Source organism: Eubacterium sp. SB2, from assembly GCF_001244405.1.
GTDB lineage: Bacteria > Bacillota > Clostridia > Lachnospirales > Lachnospiraceae > Faecalicatena > Faecalicatena contortus_B.
Window position 1 is genome coordinate 1,894,315 of the sequence record NZ_LN865153.1, and the last position, 19,928, is coordinate 1,914,242.

A 19,928-nucleotide genomic window follows, 5' to 3' on the forward strand; every position below is an offset into this window, starting at 1 on the left:
TGCTTTTATGTTATTCCTCGTTTAAAATGTCCTCTGGTAAAAGCCATACCCTCTGTACGGACCTGCCTGCCTCTGCGATAAATGTCTCTGTACATATCCAGGATCATCCGGGCTTCCTGCCCGCTCTCCTGTGTAAACATGAGCCGCAGCCCTGCCGGAGAGAGCCCGCAGATCTCTTCCTTTAGATCCAGAAGAAAGACCGGCTTTGTATTGTACATTACATTATAACAGAATCTGCAGCATCTATTTACAGGAAATTCTTTCTGATATCTGTCTTTGATCACCGTGATGCCGGGGGTATTCGTACATCCCGACGTGCTTTTTGCGATACATTGTGCAGACACCATGACCGGCAGCCGTCCATAGACCAAAAGCTCGGCTTCTTCGATCCCCAGCCGCTCCAGCTCCGCCCTGTTTAATTCCACCGGCGCCGTAATGCTATCTACGCCGCATCTGCTCCAGAACTCCTTCGCGGACTGATTGAATACATATAGATTATGGTCCAATATGATGTTCTTGTCAAATCCATGTTTCCGCAGGAAATGAAAACTTTCATAATTGCGGACTAAAAATCCGTCAAACTCCGCCAGTATCCCCATATTTTCCGTATAATAGGACACCGCCGTTTCTCTGAATATATGAGGCATTGCAAGAAACAGCTCTTTCCCCTGCCCTTTTGCCTCCCGGGAGATTCTTTTATAAATGCCATTTTTTATAAAATCCGTCTCAGAACTACTTTCCAGGTAAATCCGGAAGACTTCCGGACACGCGACTGCCGCTTCAGTCTGTTCTTCCGATTCCGCTAATACGGAGAGATAAGGTACCTTCTTTTCCCCCGCCGTTCGTTTAGGATCCAGCATTTCCCGACCTTGTTCCGGTATACAGCCGTTTCTTCTATATTGATTACAAATAGCCTCTTCCAAATATTCCAGCGCCCTGCGTCTGAGTTCATTCAGTCTCTGCATTGGCAGAAATACAGGGCCGTCCGTTGTAACTTCCAGGGATTCGAAAACAAATTCAGTATTTCCGGTCTTCATAAGCTGCTTCTTGATTCTCTCTTCATCCAACGGCTGGTTCTTAGCAGCTTCCGTCCGCTCTTCTGTCTCCGCCGAAACCGTGATCCCCCGGAACTCTAGCGTCAAAACCGCAGGCTCCTGAACGGCAGCCCGAAAACTTCCGCGTATGGTCTCCTGCGCAGTTCTGTCTATATATCTTTTTTGTATACACTCCAGCAACTCAAGGTTTCGGATCCGGCATAATATAATTCCCTTTTTCATTGTCATTTTGCGCGGTACCAGAATCTTCGATCTGCCGCCTGCCGGAACCGCCGTTCCAAAAGTGTACCATTTCTGCCGGTCCGCATCGGCTTTGGCTTCCAAAGTCCTGCCGCTCTCTCCGGCGTTTTCGCCTTCCAGCTCCAGAATATCTCCTTTGTGAATATCCGTCAGCGCCTCCACTGCAATCTCACGCCCTTTTTGCGCAATGACCCGCACTGCGGGCACACCGGCATGGTTCGGACGATCCGGAGAAAGCATATTCCGTCCGTTATGCTGCCTGTAATATCCCTGACTGAAGCCTCCCCTGTTATAGATATCCATCAGCATCTCCAGATCCCCGGGAGCGACAGCAAAACCCTCCCTTCCATTTTGGAGATACATGTCCGTATATTTGCGGTACATGGCCGTAACAAGCGCTACGTATTCCGGTTTTTTCATTCTCCCCTCAATCTTGAAGGAATCGATCCCCGCATCCACCAATTCCGGTATCAATTCCAGCGTGCAGATATCCTTCAAACTCAGAGTGTACTCTTTTTTTTCATTCACAGTATAGGGGAGCCTGCACGGCTGCGCACACTGCCCTCTGTTTCCGCTGCGTCCTCCAATCAGGCTGCTCAGCAGGCACTGCCCAGAGTAGCAGTAACAGAGCGCCCCATGGACAAAACACTCCATCTCAAGGCCGGTCTGTTCTACAATATCGCGCACTTCTTCCAGAGCAAGCTCTCTTGCAGGCACAACACGTGCCGCACCCTGCTCTTTTAAAAACAGAGCACCCTCTGTATTTGTAACCGTCATCTGTGTACTGGCGTGGATATCCATTCCCGGAAAATGCTCTCTAACAAATGAAAGCACGCCTATATCCTGTACAATCACTGCATCCAGCCCCTGCCGGTAAAGCGGGTCCAGATATTCGTACAGTTCTTCAAGCTCGGCATCCTTTAAAAGAGTATTCACTGTCAGATAGAACTTTCTGCCATGAAAATGTGCATAATCAATGGCAGAAAGGAGCTGCTCCTCCGTAAAATTATCCGCAAAAGCCCTTGCACCAAAACGAGGGCCGCCTGCATATACTGCATCCGCCCCTGCCGTTACAGCCGCCATAAAGCTCCCGTAAGAACCCGCCGGCGCCAGTATCTCTATTTTATTGCTTCCTTTTCTGTCCTGTGTCAATGATGTTCCTCCGCCTGGGATAAATGAAATAAGCTGTCCAATGACAGCCTACTCTTATTTTCTGCGATTCTTCATCTCAGTTTCTAATTTTACAATCTGCATCTGCAGGTCGTTATTCTCTTCCTTCATCTTAGCCAGTTCCTTCTCAGCGTTCTCCAGCTTAATCTGAACAGATATCAATTCGTGCTTCAGGTCGTACATCTCTTTGTCTTTTAGTTCAATATCACTTTCAAGGGAATCACCCTGTTTTTTCGCCTTAAAATAGTCGTCTGCGATATTCAGGGCAAGGAGCACGTTCCGGGTATCGGCGCTTTGTTTACGGAACCCTTCGCTGTTGGCACATTCTGTAATCTTATGGTTCAGATAGGAAGAAACTTTTTGAAGATATTCTTCGCCTTCAAATCCGCTTAATGTGTAGACCTTTCCTCCAATTAAAACTTCTGTAAAATGTTTTGCTGAACTCATAGCATCCTCCTCAGTTACTGTTCACTCCCCAGCCTGTCACTACGCTGACAGACTGGGAGCGACAACGTAAAACAGCCGATGAGCCTGCCCCTCGCCAAAGGCGGCTTTTAATGGGCAGACGACGTTACTGTTTACAGGCTTTGCCTGTGAACAGTAACCCTCCTCGCGTTTCTTACCTGTTATTATAAACTATATGAATACAAAAACCAACCATTTTTTCAAGTTATTTCCTATTTCATCGGCCGAAATAAGCAGAATTTTCAGTCTGAAAGCGGGATTCCCAGGTGCGTGTAAGCCAGATCCGTCGCCACCCTTCCCCTAGGTGTCCGCTGGATAAATCCACTTTTCAACAGGTACGGTTCGTAAACGTCTTCCAGCGTCCCTGCATCTTCGGATATGGATGCAGACAACGTGTCCAGCCCCACAGGGCCTCCCTGAAACTTCTCGATCATCGTCAGCAGGATGGTCCTGTCAATGTGATCCAGCCCGTACTTGTCCACGTCCAGCAGATCCAGGGCATAATTGGCCACTGCTTCGGTAATGACTCCGTCGTACTTCACCTGTGCAAAATCCCTCACACGCTTGAGAAGGCGGTTTGCCAGCCTCGGGGTCCCCCGGGAGCGCTTGGCCAGCTCCAACGCTCCGTTCCCGTCGATCTCCACACCCAATACCTGGGCAGACCGCATGATAATCGTCTTCAGCTCCTGCTCCGTATAGAATTCCAGATGATTGACAACCCCGAACCGGTCCCGCAGGGGCGCCGTCAGCATACCCGCCCGGGTTGTTGCGCCAACCAATGTGAACTTGGGCAGATCCAGCCGGATGGAACGGGCCGTTGCCCCTTTTCCGATCATGATATCGATCGCATAGTCCTCCATGGCGGGATACAGCACTTCTTCCACCTGCCGGTTCAGCCGGTGGATCTCATCCACAAACAGAACGTCATTCTCCTGCAGATTATTCAGAATAGCCGCCATCTCCCCCGGCTTTTCAATTGCAGGGCCCGAAGTAATCTTTATATTCACGCCCATTTCATTGGCAATAATCCCCGCCAGGGTCGTCTTGCCCAGTCCGGGCGGGCCGTAGAACAGCACATGATCCAGGGCCTCTTGCCTCTCCCTTGCCGCTTTTATGTAGATTTTCAACGTTTCTTTTGCTTTTTCCTGCCCAATATAATCTTCCAGATGCTGCGGCCTCAGACTGCTCTCGATCTTTACATCCTCTTCCAGATTTTCCGTTGTTATGATTCGTTTTCCCATACTTTCCCTCTGTCATGAAATTAAAGCATTTTTTTCAAGGCTTCCTTCAGCACATCCTCCACGGTTGGATTGTCCAGCTCCACCTGTTTGACTGCGCGCAGGCTTTCCGTGCTTCCATATCCCAGTGCCACCAGAGCCTGAACCGCTTCGGACTGGATTCCGCCGTTATTGACAGGAACCGCGGCCGCGCTGCTGTCCGCCGCATGCGTAAGCACATCTTCAATGTTGAGTTTATCCTTCAACTCTATGATCAGCTTTTCCGCTGTCTTCTTCCCGATTCCCGGCGCCGCTGAGATTGCCTTCACATCTCCCGACAGCACCGCAAAACGCAGGTCATCCGGTGTCAGCTGGGATAGGATGCTCAGGCCGCCCTTGGGGCCGATTCCGCTGACGCCGATCACGAGCTTAAAAACTTCCAGATCATCCCTGGTCAGGAAGCCAAACAGCTGCATCGCGTCCTCCCGCACGTTCAGATAGGTGTGGATCTTTACTTCATTTCCCGGCTGAGGCAGCAGCCCCATAGCCTGTCCCGGCATATAAATGCCGTATCCAACACCGCCCACATCCACTATTACTTTTTCCTTCTCCACAGCAGCAAGTTCGCCGCGAATATATGAAATCATCGTTTTCCCCTTTTCTATAGTAAAGCATTGCATTAATATTTTCATAATAAGTGCCTGACATCTGCAGCAGAGTTGTGCCTGCTTTCGCGGCGGCGCAGTGGTTCCTACGTCTTCCTTTTTTACATCAATGTCAGGTTTCTCAGCCTTTTGAGCACTTCACCCGAGATCAGCCCGATCAGTGCTCCCGTAATGACGCCCGCAATCAACAGTACAGGCAGATAATATCCAACTTTAAATGTCTCCACGACCACCATCGCTATGAAAAGCTGTCCGATATTATGAAACACGCCTCCGGCGATGCTGACTCCTGTCACGCTGAAGGATCCCCTGTTTTTTAATACCGTCATTACCGCCAGGCTTAAAACGCCCCCTGCCAGACTGTATATGATACTGAACATATTGCCAAATATGAAACCCGCCAGCACGATCCGGACTACGGAAAGCAGCAGAGCCTCTTTTGCACCGCACTTATACAGCATGATTACGATCAGCAGGTTCGCCAGCCCCAGCTTAATCCCCGGAATCCCGAATTGTATCGGAATCAGCATCTCCACATAGCTGAATATAAGGGCAAGCGCCGTAAATACTCCAAAATAAGCAGCTCTGTTCTTCATGCCTCTTCCTCCTGTACGCCTGGACTCTGACACCACTATTTTGCCACCGCATCCATTTCACGGTCTTCCCCGCCTTCGATGGATACTACGACCTTATTGGGCAGGCATATGATGCTCTCCCCATCTCTTGAAACCGCCTTCTGATGCACACATAGTTTATCCGGGCAGTCTGCGGAGGACATCCTGGCTTTACCGTCATGAATCTCGAGGGTGTTAGTCCCCTGTATATCTATGATCTGGTCTTTTGACAAATCATATTCCCCAAATAGTTCGCCGTCAACCCGGACCACTGCTTTTCCCATGCCACTGTCTTTCTTCAGATAATGATAGCCCATCACAGAAACTGCGATGAGTAAAATGAGTCCGATTAATAAAAAATCATTTTTTTTCATATCCGCCTCCAGCCACTATCATAGCACACCGACTTTTAGAATGCAATCACATGTTCGATTGTAATTCTTCCTGAAAATGGTTATAATAATCCAAATACAAAAATAAGGAAACCGTCCTGCAGGGCAGGCCCTTAAATACATCCGAAAGAGGAATCCTATGAAACAAGCCATGCTGAAACGCACCCTTTCACTTCTTCTAACCGCAGCCATCCTGCTTACAGCTGCCGGCTGCAGCAAAGTTTCCCGTGCCGACAGCTCGATCAAGATGACCGGCATGTACTTTGACACTGTTATATCCGTGGAGGTCTGGGGAACCACGGATGAATCCATACTGGAGCACTGCAAAGAAATGTGTACCCGTTACGAAAACCTTTTCAGCCGAACCATTGAGACAAGTGACGTATCCAGAATCAACGCCGCTCAGGGCGCTCCCGTGGAAGTGGATCCCGAAACAGCCGAACTGCTGGAAAAGGGACTGTATTACGGACGGCTCTCGGACGGCCGGTTTGATATCACCATAGCCCCTTTGAGTGAGCTTTGGGATGTGAAAAATAATCCCGGAAATATCCCGGATCAGGATTCCATAGAGAAAGCCAGAAGCCACGTGAACTATAAGAATGTCATTCTGGACAAAAATACGGTCACCCTGACAGACCCTGAAGCTGCGATCGACCTGGGCGGTATCGCCAAAGGTTTCATCGCAGACAAGTTAAAAGCATACCTTACGGACCAGGGGATTGAGCACGCACTCATCAGTCTCGGCGGCAACATCGTTGCAGTCGGCGGCAGGTATAACGGGCAGCCCTTCCATATCGGAATCCAGAAGCCCTTCGCTGAGACAAATGAGGCCATCACGACCGTAGAAATCAACGGCCAGTCAGTGGTATCCTCCGGCACCTATGAAAGGTATTTTGAGAAAGACGGTAAAATCTATCACCACCTGCTGGATCCCGCCACCGGCTATCCCTACGGCAACCAGCTTCTTCAGGTCACAATCATCTCTGACTCCTCGGTAGACGGTGATGCGCTGAGCACGGCCTGTTTCGGGCTCGGGCTGGACAAGGGATCCGCCTTGATAGAATCGCTGGACAATGTCCGGGCCATCTTCGTAACCGACGACTACACGCTGCATTATGCAGATTAACCGAATTCCCAAGGCTCCCCTATCCATCCATAGGTATAGCAAAAGCCAGCATAAGAACCACTTCCGGGACTGTAATCCCGGAACCCTGCAGCCCTTCCGTAAATGCACTCTGCATTTCCGGAGCTGCCGTCGGTGTTCATTATGCTGGTTTTCGTTATGCTGATTTTCATTTTCTGAGGCCGCTGCAGTATAACACCCATCCCAGGTATTTGTAGTTCAATTTCTCTAAGCGGCTTCTGGCATTACGCCATTATGTACTATGATGTAAGCGGTATCTTTCTGGGTATAATTATTTTCCGTGGACATTTATCTGCACATATGCCGCAGTTAGTACACTTGGACGCATCGATATGGGCAAGGAAATTTGTCACCGTGATCGCATTCGTCTCACAATTCTTCTCGCACAGGCGGCATCCGATGCAGCCTACCAGGCAGACATCCATCAATGCCTTTCCTTTTGCGTTAGAATTACACTGCACAAACGTCTTTTGGTCATATGGGATCAGTTCGATCAGATGTTTCGGGCAGGCTGCGATACACTTACCGCAGGCCTTGCATTTTTCCTTATCTACCACGGCTATTCCATCAATAATATGGATTGCATCGAATGGGCATGCCTTTACACAGGTTCCAAATCCCAGACACCCATAGGAACATCCCTTTGGGCCGCCGTCCTGCATCATATTTACCATAATACAGTCTTCAATTCCCTGGTACTTATACTGATCCTGTGCTTTTTCGCACGTACCGGCGCACTTCACAAATGCGACCTGCCGTTCCTGATCCCCCGCAGCAACCCCCATAATCTCGCCGATCTGGGCTGCAACCGGTGATCCGCCGACGGGACATGCACCGACTTCTGCGTCACCTTTTACAATGGCCGCAGCCAGGCCCGAACAGCCGGCAAAACCGCATCCTCCGCAGTTATTGCCGGGAAGGACGCCTAAGATCGCCTCTTCCCTCTCATCTACTTCAACGGCAAACTTCTTTCCGGATATCCCCAGGAAGATGCCGATGAATAATCCGGTTCCGCCGACAATCGCCGCAGCTATTAAAATTCCTGATATACTCATGTTCCTTCCCTCCTAAATCAATCCTGAAAATCCGAAAAATGCAATTGCCATCAGTCCGGCCGTAACCAGGACAATCGGAGTTCCCTGAAATGATTCTGAAATGTCGTTATGTTCGATTTTCTCGCGGATTCCTGCCATAAGAACGATTGACACAAGGAACCCAAAGGCCGTTGCCACCCCATTGATGACGCCTTCCAGAATGCTGTAAGACTTCGTCACATTTGTCAGTGCAACGCCAAGCACCGCACAGTTTGTTGTGATCAGCGGCAGATAGACGCCCAGTGAATTATACAGCGGCGGCATTGCCTTTTTCAGGAACATCTCTACAAACTGAACTAATGCTGCTATGACAAGTATAAACACAATAGTCTGCAAATACTCAAAATGTGTCGGTACAAGAATGAACTTGTAGATCAGGCTTGTGACAAACGACGCAATTGTTATGACAAAAATAACAGCGCCGCCCATGCCGCCTGCGGTTTTTACGTTTTTAGATACACCGAGGAACGGACAGATCCCGAGAAACTGACTGAGCACGACGTTGTTCACAAATGCAGCACCAACTGCAATTAAAAGTAATTCTTTCATCTCATTCCCCTCCTATTCATTCCCATTCTTTCCTGCTTTTTCCGGTTCCGGGCGCACATCCATAAACATACTTCCGCCGCAGGTTTCTTTCTTCCCGCATGTGGCGCATCCCGAACCGCATCCGATCTTTTCAGCGATCGGATCGCCCTTGGCTTCTGCTTTTTTCTTAACCTTATTCTGAAGCGCCGTTAAGAGTGCCAGAACGAAGAAAGCACCCGGAGCCAGGATAAAGATAGTAATAGGCTCATAAGAGTCCGGCAGAATCTGGTAATCAAAAATCTTTCCGGATCCGACAAGCTCTCTCACAATCCCAATCGCCGTAAGGCCTACAGTAAAGCCAAGCCCCATTCCGATCCCGTCAAATATGGATGGGAGCACAGGATTTTTGGAAGCGTAGCTCTCCGCTCTTCCCAGAATAATACAGTTAACAACTATCAGAGGAATGTAAATCCCCAGAGAATCATACAGGCTCGGTACAAAACCTTCCAGCAAAAACTGAACCATTGTTACAAAAGAAGCCACCACAACAATGAATGCCGGCATTCTGACGGAATCCGGGATGATCTTCCGCAGCATGGATATCAGCATATTGGATAACACAAGCACGACAGTCGTGGAAAGGCCCATGCCAATCCCGTTTATAGCCGAAGTTGTAACCGCCAGCGTGGGACACATTCCCAGCATTAATACGAAGGTAGGATTCTCTTTAACCAGACCATTATACAGTCTTTCCGTATTCTTATTCATTGACACTACCTCCTAACACACTCTGAAAATATACCAGGGCAGAGTCAACTGCATTGGTCACCGCATTGGTCGTAATCGTTGCGCCGCTCAAAGCGTCAATCTTATCGTCGCCCTCTTCTCCGGTCTTTGTATAAGAGAACTTTTCTACCTGCTTATCCTTAAACTGATCCTTGAATTCCGGTTCCGCAGCTTTCATTCCAAGGCCGGCCGTCTCAGTAATTGTAAGCGTTTCAATTCCTTTAACGGTTCCATCACTTAAAATACCAACAGAAAGCTTAATATCCCCGCCGTAGCCTTCGTGTGAAGTTACCGTAACAACATATCCCATTGTTTCACCGCTCTCGTCTAATGCAACGGCTACTTCTGTAATGTCATCGCTCTCATAACCACCCTCTTTTAAGGCTGCGGCCGCCTCGCTCTCATCAAACTCTGTATAGTCTTCAAAAGAAACCGCATCCGCAAGAACCGTCTTGTACGCTTCCTGCTTGGCGTTCTCCTGGGCCGTTGCGATCGGCTCTTTTGTCACCTCATATACAAGCCCCAGCAGTATGCCTGCAACCAGTGTAATCACTGTAAGTATTAAAGTGTTCTTCACAATTTTATTCATTATTTTTCTCCTCCTTTACCAAATGGTTTTGGAAGAGTAACCTTTTCAATAAGGGGCACTAAAAGGTTACTGATGATAATCGCGTAAGATACCCCTTCTGCAGAACCTCCAAACAGCCGGAACAGACCGGTCAGCAGGCCCAGACAGATACCATATACGATCTGCCCCCGCTTTGTAATGGGCGAGGTCACATAATCGGTTGCCATGAACCAGGCTCCCAGCATCAGGCCGCCCCCGCACAGATGCGCCGTAATATACTGTGGATCAAAGCCATGCCCGCCGAAAATAGTAATAAAAATCACAAAAGTCACGATATATGTACCCGGAATTCTCAGGTCAATCACCCCGATCAGAAGCAGGAACATTGCGCCCAGCATGATCGCGAGAACAGAAGTCTCACCGATTGTCCCGCGGATATTTCCGATCAGCATATTCATGGTATTCACCGTCTCCCCTGCTTTCAGCTCCGCAAGAGGAGTCGCCCCGGTCACACCGTCATAAACAAAATAAGTCATGCGCCCGGTAAAGGATATGAGCAGGAAACACCTTGCGCCCAAAGCCGGGTTCATGAAGTTCTGTCCCAGTCCTCCAAACAGCTGTTTCACCACGATAATTGCAAATACGGAGCCAAGCGCGCCCATCCACAGCGGAAGCGTCGGCGGAAGGTTCAGGGCGAGCAGCAATCCTGTAACAACTGCGCTCCAGTCTTTAATCGTAATCGGCTTATGCATCAGCTTCTCATATATGTATTCAGCCAGCACCGCAGATACTGTAGTTACCACCACCAGGAGCCATGCATTTTCATGTCTGAAATTATAAATCCCAAAGATTGTAGCCGGCAGCAGCGCTATAACAACCATCAGCATAATATTGCCGCTGGTTACTTTCGCCCGTATATGCGGTGAAGATGATATGTTATAATTCTCGTTCACTTTTATTCACCTCTCTGTTATTTTTTCTTTCTGTTTGCCAGGGCAATCTTACGCATTGACCCTATGGATTGTTTCAGCGGCCGCTTTGCCGGACAAACATAGCTGCAGGAACCACATTCCACGCATTCCAGTCCGTTCTGCGCTGTAAATGTCTCTTCATCAAACCGTTCAGCATAATCCGCCAGCCTTGAGGGAATGATCCGGCTCGGGCATACTTCTACGCACCGCCCACAGTTAATACAGGCCGTTGTCTTGGACTTGGCAACAATATCTTCCGTAAATGCAAGAATGGAAGAAGACGTCTTAGTCACGGGAGTATCCAGTGTCATCATGGCGAATCCCATCATCGGGCCGCCTGAAATCAGTTTCTGCGGTTCTGTCTTGAAACCGCCCGCCGCTTCCACAAGCTCCTGTTGATTTGTTCCGAGCTGTACGAGAAAGTTCCCCGGACTCGTTACCGCATCCCCGCTCACTGTCACGACACGTTCCGTCAGAGGACGCCCTTTGGCAACCGCATAATGTATGCCAATCAGCGTCTCCACATTATCCACAATACATCCCGCATCCGCAGGCAGCATAGAAGAGTTGATAGCTCGTTTCGTAACTGCGTAGATCAGCTGGCGCTCCGCGCCCTGCGGATACTTCGTCTGAAGCACCTTCACTTCCATACGCGGCTCATCTTTCACCGCTTCTCTAAGCTTTTCTATACAATCCTTCTTATTATCTTCTACACCAAAGATCCCCTTGGCATTATCAAACAGAGAGAGAACGATTCTCATACCGCTCACAAGTTCTTCGGTATTCTCCAGCATCCTGCGGTAGTCTGCGGTGATGTAAGGCTCGCATTCTGCACAGTTCGCTATAATAAAATCAATCTTCTCCGGCTCTTTTGGTGAAAGCTTAACTCTGGTAGGAAAACCGGCCCCGCCCATACCGACAATTCCCGCCTCTCCGATCATGCCGATGATCTCTTCTCTCGACAGCTCCTCAAGCGGCTTCACCGGGCTGCACTCTGCTTCCTCGTATTCTCCGTCGTTCACAATCACAATACAATCGACCAGGCTTCCCGTAGGATTGAAATGCTTTTCTAACCCTTTTACTGTGCCTGATACAGATGCATAGACCGGCGCCGACACAAATCCCCCGGCCTCAGCTATCTTCTGGCCCTTTAACACATGATCCCCCTTCTGAACTATTGGACTTGCAGGGGCACCGATATGCTGTGAAAGCGGATATACCAAGTCGCCTTTAGGCAGTACTTCAGCAATTGCCTGATCTTTTGCCAGACTTTTTCCATCGTTTGGATGGATTCCGCCCTTAAAAGTTAAAAGTCCCATTCTTTACTACCTTCCTTTCTTTTTTCGCAATAATTGTATTGTACTAGAAATTGTATGCAAAATCCAGTAAATATAACAAATTACCGTCTGTAAAAACTCAAAACGCATATATTTTGACGTTTTTTTAACACTTATCATAAACTTCAATGGGATCAGGATTCCTGTTTTTACAATGAAATCCTGACCCCATACACCGATATCGGCTATAAATTCTTATACAAGAAGGATAGAGACTTCCTAAGCCTCTATCCTTTTCTAATACCATTTCCGTACCTGCCCTAAATACCGCTGCGCATGCACATATGGTATTTTTACTCTTCTGTTGCATCAGCTTCCTGTGCATCCGGCTCCAGTGCTTTCATGCTCAGGCTGATCTTTTTGTCAGTCTCATTCAGGTCTACGATCTTGGCTGTAATCTCCTGTCCGATCGAAAGAACATCGGAAGGTTTCTCAACATGCGCCCTGGAAATCTGGGAAACATGGAGAAGTGCATCAACGCCGGGTGCAAGCTCCACAAACGCACCAAAGTCTGTCATACGTGCTACTCTTCCATTGATAACCGTACCCACGGCAAAATCCTCTGCCGCATGTGCCCACGGATTCGTCTCCGGGAACTTCAGGCTGAGTGCAACCTTTGTGTCGTTAATATCTTTCACCAGAACCTTTACAACATCACCAACCTGGAATACTTTCTTCGGATTCTCAACTCTTCCCCAGGACATCTCGGAAATATGTAACAATCCGTCTACTCCGCCAAGGTCGATAAATGCACCGAAATCTGTTACGTTCTTAACTGTTCCTTCAATTGTGTCTCCAACGCGCAGCTTCGCAAACAGCTCTTTCTGCTTCTCTGCCCTCTCTGCCACGAGTAACTGTCTTCTATCACCAATCACGCGGTTTCTTCTTGGATTGAATTCGCTGATCACAAACTCAATCTCCTGGCCTTCGTATTTGCTTAAATCCTTCTCATAAGAATCAGATACCAGGCTTGCCGGTATGAATACACGTGCTTCATCAACTGTTGCACATAATCCACCGCCAAGAATCTGAGTAACGGTAGCCTTCAGAACCTCTTTGTTCTCGAAAGCTTCGCGCAGTCTCTCATTCCCCTTCTCTGCAGCAAGTCTCTTATAAGTCAGTAATACCTGTCCTTCGCCATCATTTACTTTGAGAACTTTCACAGTCATAGGATCCCCTACTGAAATTACAGTCGTAAGGTCAATTGACTGGTCGTTGGAATATTCATTCTTTGAAATGATACCATCTGCCTTATATCCGATATTCAGGATAATCTCATCTGGCTTCACGTCAATGACCGTACCCTCAACTACCTCTCCGTTGTGAATTGTTTTAAATGACTCGTCTAACATTTGTTCAAAAGATAATTCTGACATTATTTTGAACCTCCTCAATTATATTGTTGGGCGTGGATGCCCCTGCTGTAATACCTACTGTTTCCACTGACCCTAATTGATTCAAATCCAAATCGTCAAGTGTCTGTATATAGTACGTATCTTTACATGCTTTCTGGCATATTTCAAATAACTTCTGGGTGTTGGAACTATGTTTGTCACCAATCACGATCATAGCATCCACCTCTTCTGCAATACTCCCCGCTTCATTCTGACGCTCCTTTGTTGCACTGCAGATTGTATTTAAAACACTTACATCATAACTCTTTTCGGAGATAATTTCAACTAAATCTTGAAATTTATTGTAATTAAATGTCGTCTGCGCCACAATGCAGACCTTCATTCCCGGATTTGGAACAAAGTCGGATGCATCCTTTTCACTCTGCACCACTGTCACATGATCTCCCGACCAGCCCCTGATTCCCTGCACTTCAGGATGTTCCGGATTACCGATAATGACAATGTGGCTGCCCGCCCTGCTCTCGCGTTTTACAATATTATGAATTTTTTTGACAAAGGGACAGGTTGCGTCTATCACCGTAAGCCCCTGCTCTTCCATTTTTTTATAAATATACTCCGGAACGCCATGGGAGCGTATAATGACTGTTCCCTCTGTCAGAGATTCCAGTTCCGCCTCTGTCCGCAGCACCTTCACCCCTCTTTTCTCCATATCTTTAACCACTTCATCATTGTGGATAATAGGACCGTAAGTATAAATCCGAGGGCCACTGCCCGCTTCCCCCTGAAGCTCTTTGTATACCGTTTCCACGGCCCGCTTCACACCGAAGCAGAATCCGGCCGTTTTCGCCCGTACTATTTTCATCTTTTCTCTGCTCCTTTTCCAAATATGTCTGTGTTCCGTTCTTCTTTTCCATATACTTCCCGCAAAAATATAAAAGAAACCGGCTGGCCTTCCTGTTATCTGCAGTATTGTATAATCTCTGCAGCCACTTCCTCGATTGTCATCTCAGAACTGTCGATCAGGACAGCATCCTCTGCTTTTTTCAGCGGCGCCGTCTCCCGGCTCATGTCTCTTTCATCCCGTTCCCGGATATCACGGGCTATTTCTTCATAATCGCATTCTTCTCCCATTTCCCGGAGCTCATCATACCGTCTCTTTGCCCTTGTGGCCACGCTCGCGGTCAGATATATCTTAACATCAGCATGGGGCAGAATGTTCGTGCCGATATCACGGCCATCCATAATCACATCTTCCCTCTCAGCCAATTCCCTCTGCAGCTCGAGAAGTTTCGCTCTCACCTGTGGGACTGCAGAACTCACAGAGGCCATGTTGCCAACGGCTTCTTCCCTGATTCGGGAAGTTACGTTTCTTCCATTTAAATAGACCTGCTGTACTCCGTTCTCGTATCTGATACTGACAACTGCATCCTCACACGCACTGATCATCCGCTGTGTCTCCCCGGGTGCAATGCCTGCGTCCAGAAAACAGAGTGCAAGTGCCCTGTACATCGCTCCGGTATCCACATAGATATACCCTTTTTTCTTAGCTACAAGTTTTGCAATCGTGCTCTTGCCTGCCCCTGCCGGACCGTCAATTGCCACATTATATCCCATGTTTTCTTTCCTCCTCATGCCTTCCTTTTTCGTCAATGTACCGCATTCCCCGCCAGATAGGCGGTAGACCATGCGATCTGCAGGTTAAACCCGCCGGTCAGTGCATCCAGATCAACCACTTCCCCGATAAAATAAAGTCCGCTTACGAGCTTAGACTCCATCGTTCCAGGATCAAGCTGCCTGACATCAACGCCGCCTTTCGTGACAATCGCCTCATTGTACCCCCGCAGTCCTGTGAGCGTCATATCAAAGTCCTTGATCAGCGCAACAAATTGGCGCCTTTCTTCCCGGCTGATCTCGTTGACCTTTTTTTCCGGATCGATGCCGCTCCTGTCGATCATGACCGGCTTTAATTTTGCCGGGAAAAGCTTATCCACTGCGTTCTTGAACTGCTTATTCCTGTTCTCTTCAAAGTCTCTGAGCACACGCTGATCCAGCTGCTCTGCAGACAATGCCGGCTTCAGGTCAATGGAAAGCCGAAGTTTCTTTTCTCCCAAAAGTTTACCCATCACACTGCTGGCACTGATGATGACCGGACCGCTCACGCCAAAATGAGTAAACAGCATTTCGCCGAATTCTTCATAAACTCTCTTTTTCCCGTCATAAATCACGGCATTAACATTCCGAAGTGACAATCCCTGAAGTGCCGGGATAAATGCCTCCTTTACTTCCATTGGTACAAGAGACGGGTAAAGTGCAGTTACCTTGTGCCCCGCCTCCCGCGCAAACCGGTAACCATCCCCGGTAGATCCCGTCGACGGATAGGAGATCCCGCCCGTCGCTATGATACACGCATCCGCCGATACGGTCTTACCATCGGCAAGGCGGATCCCTGTGAAATATCCCTCATCAGCCAGTACCTGTTTCACCTCCGCGTGCAGATGAATCCCGGCTCCCAGCCGCTTTAACTCTCTGCTCATGGCAGAAATCACGTCCGAAGAGTGGTCCGATTCCGGAAATACCCGGTTCCCACGCTCCACTTTTGTTCTCACCCCGAGATTTTCAAAAAACTCGATTGCCTGCTCATTCGTGAAACTGTAAAATCCACTGTATAAAAACTTGGGGTTGCTTCGTACCGAAGAAAAAAGAGTTTCCATCTCTCCGGCATTTGTCAAGTTGCATCTGCCCTTTCCTGTAATAAAAAGCTTTTTCCCCAGTTTCTCGTTCTTTTCATATATGTGGACCTCGTGTCCGTTTCCGGCCGCAAATATGCCCGCCATCATTCCTGCCGCGCCGCCGCCGATTATCAGTACCTTACTCATCCCCACTACCTTCCGCGTCCTTTCCGCCCGGCATAGAACTGCTGACATGGTTCAGTTCATCACCACTGTATACCTGATACTCGTCCCATATTTTTTCCAGCGTCTCGAGAGTGGCAACTACTTCTTTCTGCTTTTTCATGCAGAGCGCAACCACGAGCGCATTCACAACGCTCAGCGGAGCAACCAGTGAATCCACGATGGAGGCCATGTCGCTCCTGGCGATCAGATTGCAGGAAGAATAGAGATTCATGGGGGAATGAATACTGTCCGTCAGCGTGATCACCTTCGCCTTGCGGTTACTCGCAAATTCAAGCGCCTTTAATGTACGCATCGAATACCGCGGGAAACTGATTCCTATGATCACATCATTCTGATCGATCCGGATCAGCTGCTCGAAAATCTCACTGGAACTGTTCGTATTGACTGCCGTCACATTGTCACAGATCAAATTCAGATAAAACGTCAAAAATGCAGCAAGAGGAGCACAGCTCCGGATCCCGATCACATAAATCTTCTTTGCTTTCAGAATCGTATCAATGGCAAGTTCAAACGCCTTCTGGTCTATTCCCGCAAGCGTCAGCTTGATCTTCTCTATATCCGACTGCAGCACGGTAGCAAGAATCTCAGACTGGCTGATTCTCCCATAGGTCACTTCCATCCTCTGAATAGAATTCAGCTTGTTGCGCACCAGCTCCTCCAGGGCTTTCTGAAAGCCCGGATACCCCTTATATCCCAGCTGCGTTGCAAAACGGACAACCGTGGACTCACTCACGCCTACAATATCCCCCAGTTTTGCAGCAGTCAGAAAGACGGCTTTATCGTAATTCTGGCATACATATTCCGCCAGTCTTTTCTGTCCTTTGCTGAGGCGTTTATACTTTTCTTCTATTCTAAGCAGCAGTTCATTCGTACTATTCTCATTTGTGCTTAACTTATTTTCACTCACGGCAGTTCCTCTTCTCATTTTCTCATTCAATTTGGGCAGAATATACTTGTTTTATAATTTAACATTCTGATTATACAATACTGGGATTTTGATTGCAAGGAGGAGTTCTTTGAAACAACGCAGCCCCGCACAGGCAGTTTTTATCTCCATGCAGGGCTTTTGCTGTTAAATCGATCTTGTATATTCTTTTAACCAATCCTGCTCTTCTTCTGTCAGATGAGGGGCTATCAACTCATAAACCTTCTTATGATAATCGTTGAGCAGCGTTTTTTCCTTTTCTGTCATGAGCGCCGGGTTGACAGCGTCCAGATCGATCGGGACAAATGTGACCGGTTCGAAATACATAAACTGCCCATACTCATTCTTCTCGCCCCTGCGCACCAGAAGCTCATTCTCCGTACGAATGCCGTGGGATCCTTCAATATAGATTCCCGGTTCATCCGTAATAATCATATTCTCCTCGAAAGGCTGGATCTCATTCGGGCGGAACTGCCAGCGGAAGCCTGCCGGCGGCTCATGGATATTTCCGAGATATCCGACACCATGTCCGGTCCCATGATTATAATTCAGGTTCTGTCTCCAGAACGGTTCCCGTGCTACATAGTCCAGATTCATTCCGCTGCAGCCATATAAAAATCTTGCATCGGCCAGATTCAGCATGCTGACGGCGACTGTCGTAAAATGATCCTTCTCAACCTGGCTCACCTCCCCCAGCGCCACCGTCCTCGTGATGTCCGTAGATCCTTCATAATAATGACCGCCCGTGTCTGTCAGAAACAGGCCGCCTTCCTTCAACTCCACATTCGTCTCCGGCGACGAGGTATAGTGTACAATCGCACCATGTTCTTTGTAAGCACAGATTGGTTCAAAGCTCGGCCACAAAAATCCCTCCTGCTGCGCACGGAACTCTTGGAGTTTATCGGATGCACTCAGCTCTGTTATCTCCATCTTACCGATATTCTTTTTCAGCCAGTACATAAACTTCGTGTGCGCCACACCATCTTTAATGTGGGCATTTCTGATATTCTTAACTTCCGTATCATTTTTGACGGCCTTCATAAGAATCGTAGGATTTTCCTGTTTTACAGTCTTTACCCCCTTCGGGATATTATGAAAAAGGGCAAAGTTCATCCGTTTCGGGTCCAGCAGTACCACATCACCATCGCCAAGCCTTTTTACAGCCTCATAAACCTCATTGTATGCATGTATACACACTCCATTTCCGGCAAATTCCGCCTTTATCTCATCACTGAACTTTCTCTCATCCGCATAAAGTTCCACCGAATCCATCTTCACAACCGCATAAGAAAGCAGAAGCGGAAAATAGTCCACATCTTCCCCTCTCACATTAAGCAGCCAGCCGATATCATCCAGGCTGGTAATAATATGGACATTGGCCCCGGCTTCTTTCATTGCGTCTCTCACCCGCTCAAGCTTAGAGGCAGCTGTCTCTCCCGCATACTTAATATCCAGCATAAATGCTGCTTTTTCAGAAAGAGGCGGCCTGTCCTCCCAGACAGTATCTACAAGGTCACAGTTATAAACCACACTCCCGCCTTTGTCCGCAGCAATATCGGCATACACTTGTCCTTCATCCACGCCGACGGTACGACCGTCAAACCCAATCACACCATTCTCCGGGAGAACCGCCTTCAAGTAGTCCGCTACAGTGGGAACACCCGGTTCCCCCATCCTGCGCAGCCCCACACCGGTCCCTTCCAGCTGCTGTTCTGCCTGTATAAAATACCTGCCATCCGTCCATAAGCCCGCTTCGTCCTTTGTAAACGCAGCAGTTCCCGCCGACCCGGTAAACCCGGTCATAAAAGCCCTCGCCTTAAAATGTTCCCCAACATACTCGCTCTGATGGTAATCCGAAGTCGGCACCACATATGCATCAATCCCTTTCTCCTCCATCATACGGCGGAGACTGTCAACTCTTTCCGAAACCTTCATGAAAAACCTCCTTAAACATTCATAAAACATATTATACCACCAAACAAAAATCTATACAAATTTTTGGGGTGAAAATGCTTTTTTAGGGGGGCCGCCTGTCGGGAGATGGGAGCCGGGAGATGGGGCGGGAACTTCCCTGTGCTTTTATGGTGGCTTTCCGTTTGCCAAGTCTCACTAGATAAAAACCACATCGGATTGGGAGGCACCGGCGGCATTCACCGTGCAATTCTGATGAATTGCACGGCTCAGGCCTCCTTAAACTCTGCTTCGGAAGCAGAGTTTAGCCTCCCAATCCGATGTGGTTTTTATCAAGTGAGACTAAGGCGCTCTCTACGCCTCCATAAAAGCACAGGGAAGTTCCCGCCCCATCTCCCGGCTCCCATCTCCCGACAGGCTTGGTGCATCAAAACGGAAAGTATATTTCATCCCGTAGGGGGAAATAACGGGGGCGGCGGATTAAGTTTGGGGCACGGATTGTGTTATAGTCTATTGATAGTAAAAAGTTATGATACATCCGCAGCTCCCGTCCACTTTCCAACCGGGCCGGTTTTT

19 protein-coding genes are annotated in these 19,928 nt (G+C 48.3%); 1 reads left to right on the forward strand and 18 read right to left on the reverse strand.

The annotated features are described in order from the left end of the window. Positions 1–5: 5 nt before the first annotated feature. The 6 genes from BN1938_RS20880 to BN1938_RS20905 all read right to left on the reverse strand — a co-directional run bounded on the left by BN1938_RS20880 (position 6) and on the right by BN1938_RS20905 (position 5,800). Entirely contained in the window at positions 6–2,447 is a 2,442-nt protein-coding gene (locus tag BN1938_RS20880) for a U32 family peptidase (protein ID WP_242843897.1), read from the reverse strand. A 54-nt stretch (positions 2,448–2,501) separates the two neighbouring features. Continuing rightward, positions 2,502–2,912: a cell division protein ZapA gene (gene zapA / locus BN1938_RS20885; protein ID WP_009004307.1), complete on the reverse strand. Its 411-nt coding sequence runs from the start codon at positions 2,910–2,912 to the stop codon at positions 2,502–2,504. A gap of 260 nt (positions 2,913–3,172) precedes the next feature. Beyond that, entirely contained in the window at positions 3,173–4,171 is a 999-nt protein-coding gene (ruvB, locus tag BN1938_RS20890) for a Holliday junction branch migration DNA helicase RuvB (RefSeq protein WP_050642345.1), read from the reverse strand. Positions 4,172–4,191: 20 nt separating this feature from the next. Continuing rightward, on the reverse strand, positions 4,192–4,794 hold the full coding sequence (ruvA, locus tag BN1938_RS20895) for a Holliday junction branch migration protein RuvA (protein WP_050642346.1): 603 nt from the start codon (positions 4,792–4,794) through the stop codon (positions 4,192–4,194). Between the two features lie 119 nt (positions 4,795–4,913). Beyond that, complete coding sequence (locus BN1938_RS20900) at positions 4,914–5,408, reverse strand: Gx transporter family protein (RefSeq protein ID WP_050642347.1); 495 nt, start codon at positions 5,406–5,408, stop codon at positions 4,914–4,916. A 35-nt stretch (positions 5,409–5,443) separates the two neighbouring features. Continuing rightward, positions 5,444–5,800, reverse strand: a complete 357-nt coding sequence (locus BN1938_RS20905) for a NusG domain II-containing protein (protein WP_050642348.1) — start codon at positions 5,798–5,800, stop codon at positions 5,444–5,446. A 157-nt stretch (positions 5,801–5,957) separates the two neighbouring features. On the opposite strand from BN1938_RS20905, the gene BN1938_RS20910 reads away from it, so the two are divergent. Beyond that, on the forward strand, positions 5,958–6,944 hold the full coding sequence (locus BN1938_RS20910) for an FAD:protein FMN transferase (RefSeq protein ID WP_050642349.1): 987 nt from the start codon (positions 5,958–5,960) through the stop codon (positions 6,942–6,944). Positions 6,945–7,201: 257 nt separating this feature from the next. Here the strand turns inward: BN1938_RS20910 and BN1938_RS20920 are convergent, their stop codons facing one another. The 12 genes from BN1938_RS20920 to BN1938_RS20975 form a co-directional block, all read right to left on the reverse strand. Continuing rightward, on the reverse strand, positions 7,202–8,017 hold the full coding sequence (locus BN1938_RS20920) for an RnfABCDGE type electron transport complex subunit B (RefSeq protein WP_050642351.1): 816 nt from the start codon (positions 8,015–8,017) through the stop codon (positions 7,202–7,204). 12 nt (positions 8,018–8,029) lie between these two features. Next, positions 8,030–8,605, reverse strand: coding sequence for an electron transport complex protein RnfA (locus BN1938_RS20925; protein WP_050642352.1), 576 nt, complete (start codon positions 8,603–8,605; stop codon positions 8,030–8,032). Positions 8,606–8,617: 12 nt separating this feature from the next. Further along, positions 8,618–9,352 (reverse strand): RnfABCDGE type electron transport complex subunit E, encoded by a 735-nt coding sequence (locus BN1938_RS20930; protein WP_050642353.1) that lies wholly within the window; start codon positions 9,350–9,352, stop codon positions 8,618–8,620. Continuing rightward, the gene (locus tag BN1938_RS20935) at positions 9,345–9,959 is read right to left on the reverse strand and encodes an RnfABCDGE type electron transport complex subunit G (RefSeq protein WP_050642354.1); all 615 of its coding nucleotides are present in this window, start codon (positions 9,957–9,959) and stop codon (positions 9,345–9,347) included. Before BN1938_RS20935 ends, BN1938_RS20930 begins: the two co-directional genes overlap by 8 nt. Then, positions 9,959–10,891 (reverse strand): RnfABCDGE type electron transport complex subunit D, encoded by a 933-nt coding sequence (locus BN1938_RS20940; RefSeq protein WP_025657529.1) that lies wholly within the window; start codon positions 10,889–10,891, stop codon positions 9,959–9,961. The genes BN1938_RS20935 and BN1938_RS20940 overlap by 1 nt, the downstream gene beginning before the upstream one ends. Positions 10,892–10,908: 17 nt before the next feature. Next, on the reverse strand, positions 10,909–12,228 hold the full coding sequence (gene rsxC / locus BN1938_RS20945; RefSeq protein ID WP_050642355.1) for an electron transport complex subunit RsxC: 1,320 nt from the start codon (positions 12,226–12,228) through the stop codon (positions 10,909–10,911). Between the two features lie 311 nt (positions 12,229–12,539). Further along, on the reverse strand, positions 12,540–13,622 hold the full coding sequence (gene rpsA, locus BN1938_RS20950) for a 30S ribosomal protein S1 (RefSeq protein WP_025657531.1): 1,083 nt from the start codon (positions 13,620–13,622) through the stop codon (positions 12,540–12,542). Further along, positions 13,603–14,463 carry a 4-hydroxy-3-methylbut-2-enyl diphosphate reductase gene (ispH, locus tag BN1938_RS20955; protein ID WP_050642356.1) on the reverse strand — a complete coding sequence of 287 codons (861 nt, stop codon included), beginning with the start codon at positions 14,461–14,463 and terminating at the stop codon, positions 13,603–13,605. The genes rpsA and ispH overlap by 20 nt, the downstream gene beginning before the upstream one ends. Positions 14,464–14,558: 95 nt before the next feature. Further along, positions 14,559–15,215 (reverse strand): (d)CMP kinase, encoded by a 657-nt coding sequence (gene cmk, locus BN1938_RS20960; RefSeq protein ID WP_050642357.1) that lies wholly within the window; start codon positions 15,213–15,215, stop codon positions 14,559–14,561. Between the two features lie 32 nt (positions 15,216–15,247). After that, complete coding sequence (locus BN1938_RS20965; protein WP_050642358.1) at positions 15,248–16,477, reverse strand: BaiN/RdsA family NAD(P)/FAD-dependent oxidoreductase; 1,230 nt, start codon at positions 16,475–16,477, stop codon at positions 15,248–15,250. Beyond that, entirely contained in the window at positions 16,470–17,423 is a 954-nt protein-coding gene (locus BN1938_RS20970; protein WP_242843898.1) for a MurR/RpiR family transcriptional regulator, read from the reverse strand. Before BN1938_RS20970 ends, BN1938_RS20965 begins: the two co-directional genes overlap by 8 nt. Positions 17,424–17,588: 165 nt before the next feature. Further along, positions 17,589–19,376: an aminopeptidase P family N-terminal domain-containing protein gene (locus BN1938_RS20975; RefSeq protein WP_050642360.1), complete on the reverse strand. Its 1,788-nt coding sequence runs from the start codon at positions 19,374–19,376 to the stop codon at positions 17,589–17,591. Positions 19,377–19,928: the final 552 nt, after the last annotated feature.

Bases quoted from the DNA above. Each gene is read 5' to 3' on its own strand.
- zapA (WP_009004307.1), bottom strand. From the start codon at position 2,912: ATGAGTTCAGCAAAACATTTTACAGAAGTTTTAATTGGAGGAAAGGTC.
- ruvB (WP_050642345.1), bottom strand. From the start codon at position 4,171: ATGGGAAAACGAATCATAACAACGGAAAATCTGGAAGAGGATGTAAAG.
- ruvA (WP_050642346.1), bottom strand. From the start codon at position 4,794: ATGATTTCATATATTCGCGGCGAACTTGCTGCTGTGGAGAAGGAAAAA.
- BN1938_RS20900 (WP_050642347.1), bottom strand. From the start codon at position 5,408: ATGAAGAACAGAGCTGCTTATTTTGGAGTATTTACGGCGCTTGCCCTT.
- BN1938_RS20905 (WP_050642348.1), bottom strand. From the start codon at position 5,800: ATGAAAAAAAATGATTTTTTATTAATCGGACTCATTTTACTCATCGCA.
- BN1938_RS20910 (WP_050642349.1), top strand. From the start codon at position 5,958: ATGAAACAAGCCATGCTGAAACGCACCCTTTCACTTCTTCTAACCGCA.
- BN1938_RS20920 (WP_050642351.1), bottom strand. From the start codon at position 8,017: ATGAGTATATCAGGAATTTTAATAGCTGCGGCGATTGTCGGCGGAACC.
- BN1938_RS20925 (WP_050642352.1), bottom strand. From the start codon at position 8,605: ATGAAAGAATTACTTTTAATTGCAGTTGGTGCTGCATTTGTGAACAAC.
- BN1938_RS20930 (WP_050642353.1), bottom strand. From the start codon at position 9,352: ATGAATAAGAATACGGAAAGACTGTATAATGGTCTGGTTAAAGAGAAT.
- BN1938_RS20935 (WP_050642354.1), bottom strand. From the start codon at position 9,959: ATGAATAAAATTGTGAAGAACACTTTAATACTTACAGTGATTACACTG.
- rsxC (WP_050642355.1), bottom strand. From the start codon at position 12,228: ATGGGACTTTTAACTTTTAAGGGCGGAATCCATCCAAACGATGGAAAA.
- rpsA (WP_025657531.1), bottom strand. From the start codon at position 13,622: ATGTCAGAATTATCTTTTGAACAAATGTTAGACGAGTCATTTAAAACA.
- ispH (WP_050642356.1), bottom strand. From the start codon at position 14,463: ATGAAAATAGTACGGGCGAAAACGGCCGGATTCTGCTTCGGTGTGAAG.
- cmk (WP_050642357.1), bottom strand. From the start codon at position 15,215: ATGGGATATAATGTGGCAATTGACGGTCCGGCAGGGGCAGGCAAGAGC.
- BN1938_RS20965 (WP_050642358.1), bottom strand. From the start codon at position 16,477: ATGAGTAAGGTACTGATAATCGGCGGCGGCGCGGCAGGAATGATGGCG.
- BN1938_RS20975 (WP_050642360.1), bottom strand. From the start codon at position 19,376: ATGAAGGTTTCGGAAAGAGTTGACAGTCTCCGCCGTATGATGGAGGAG.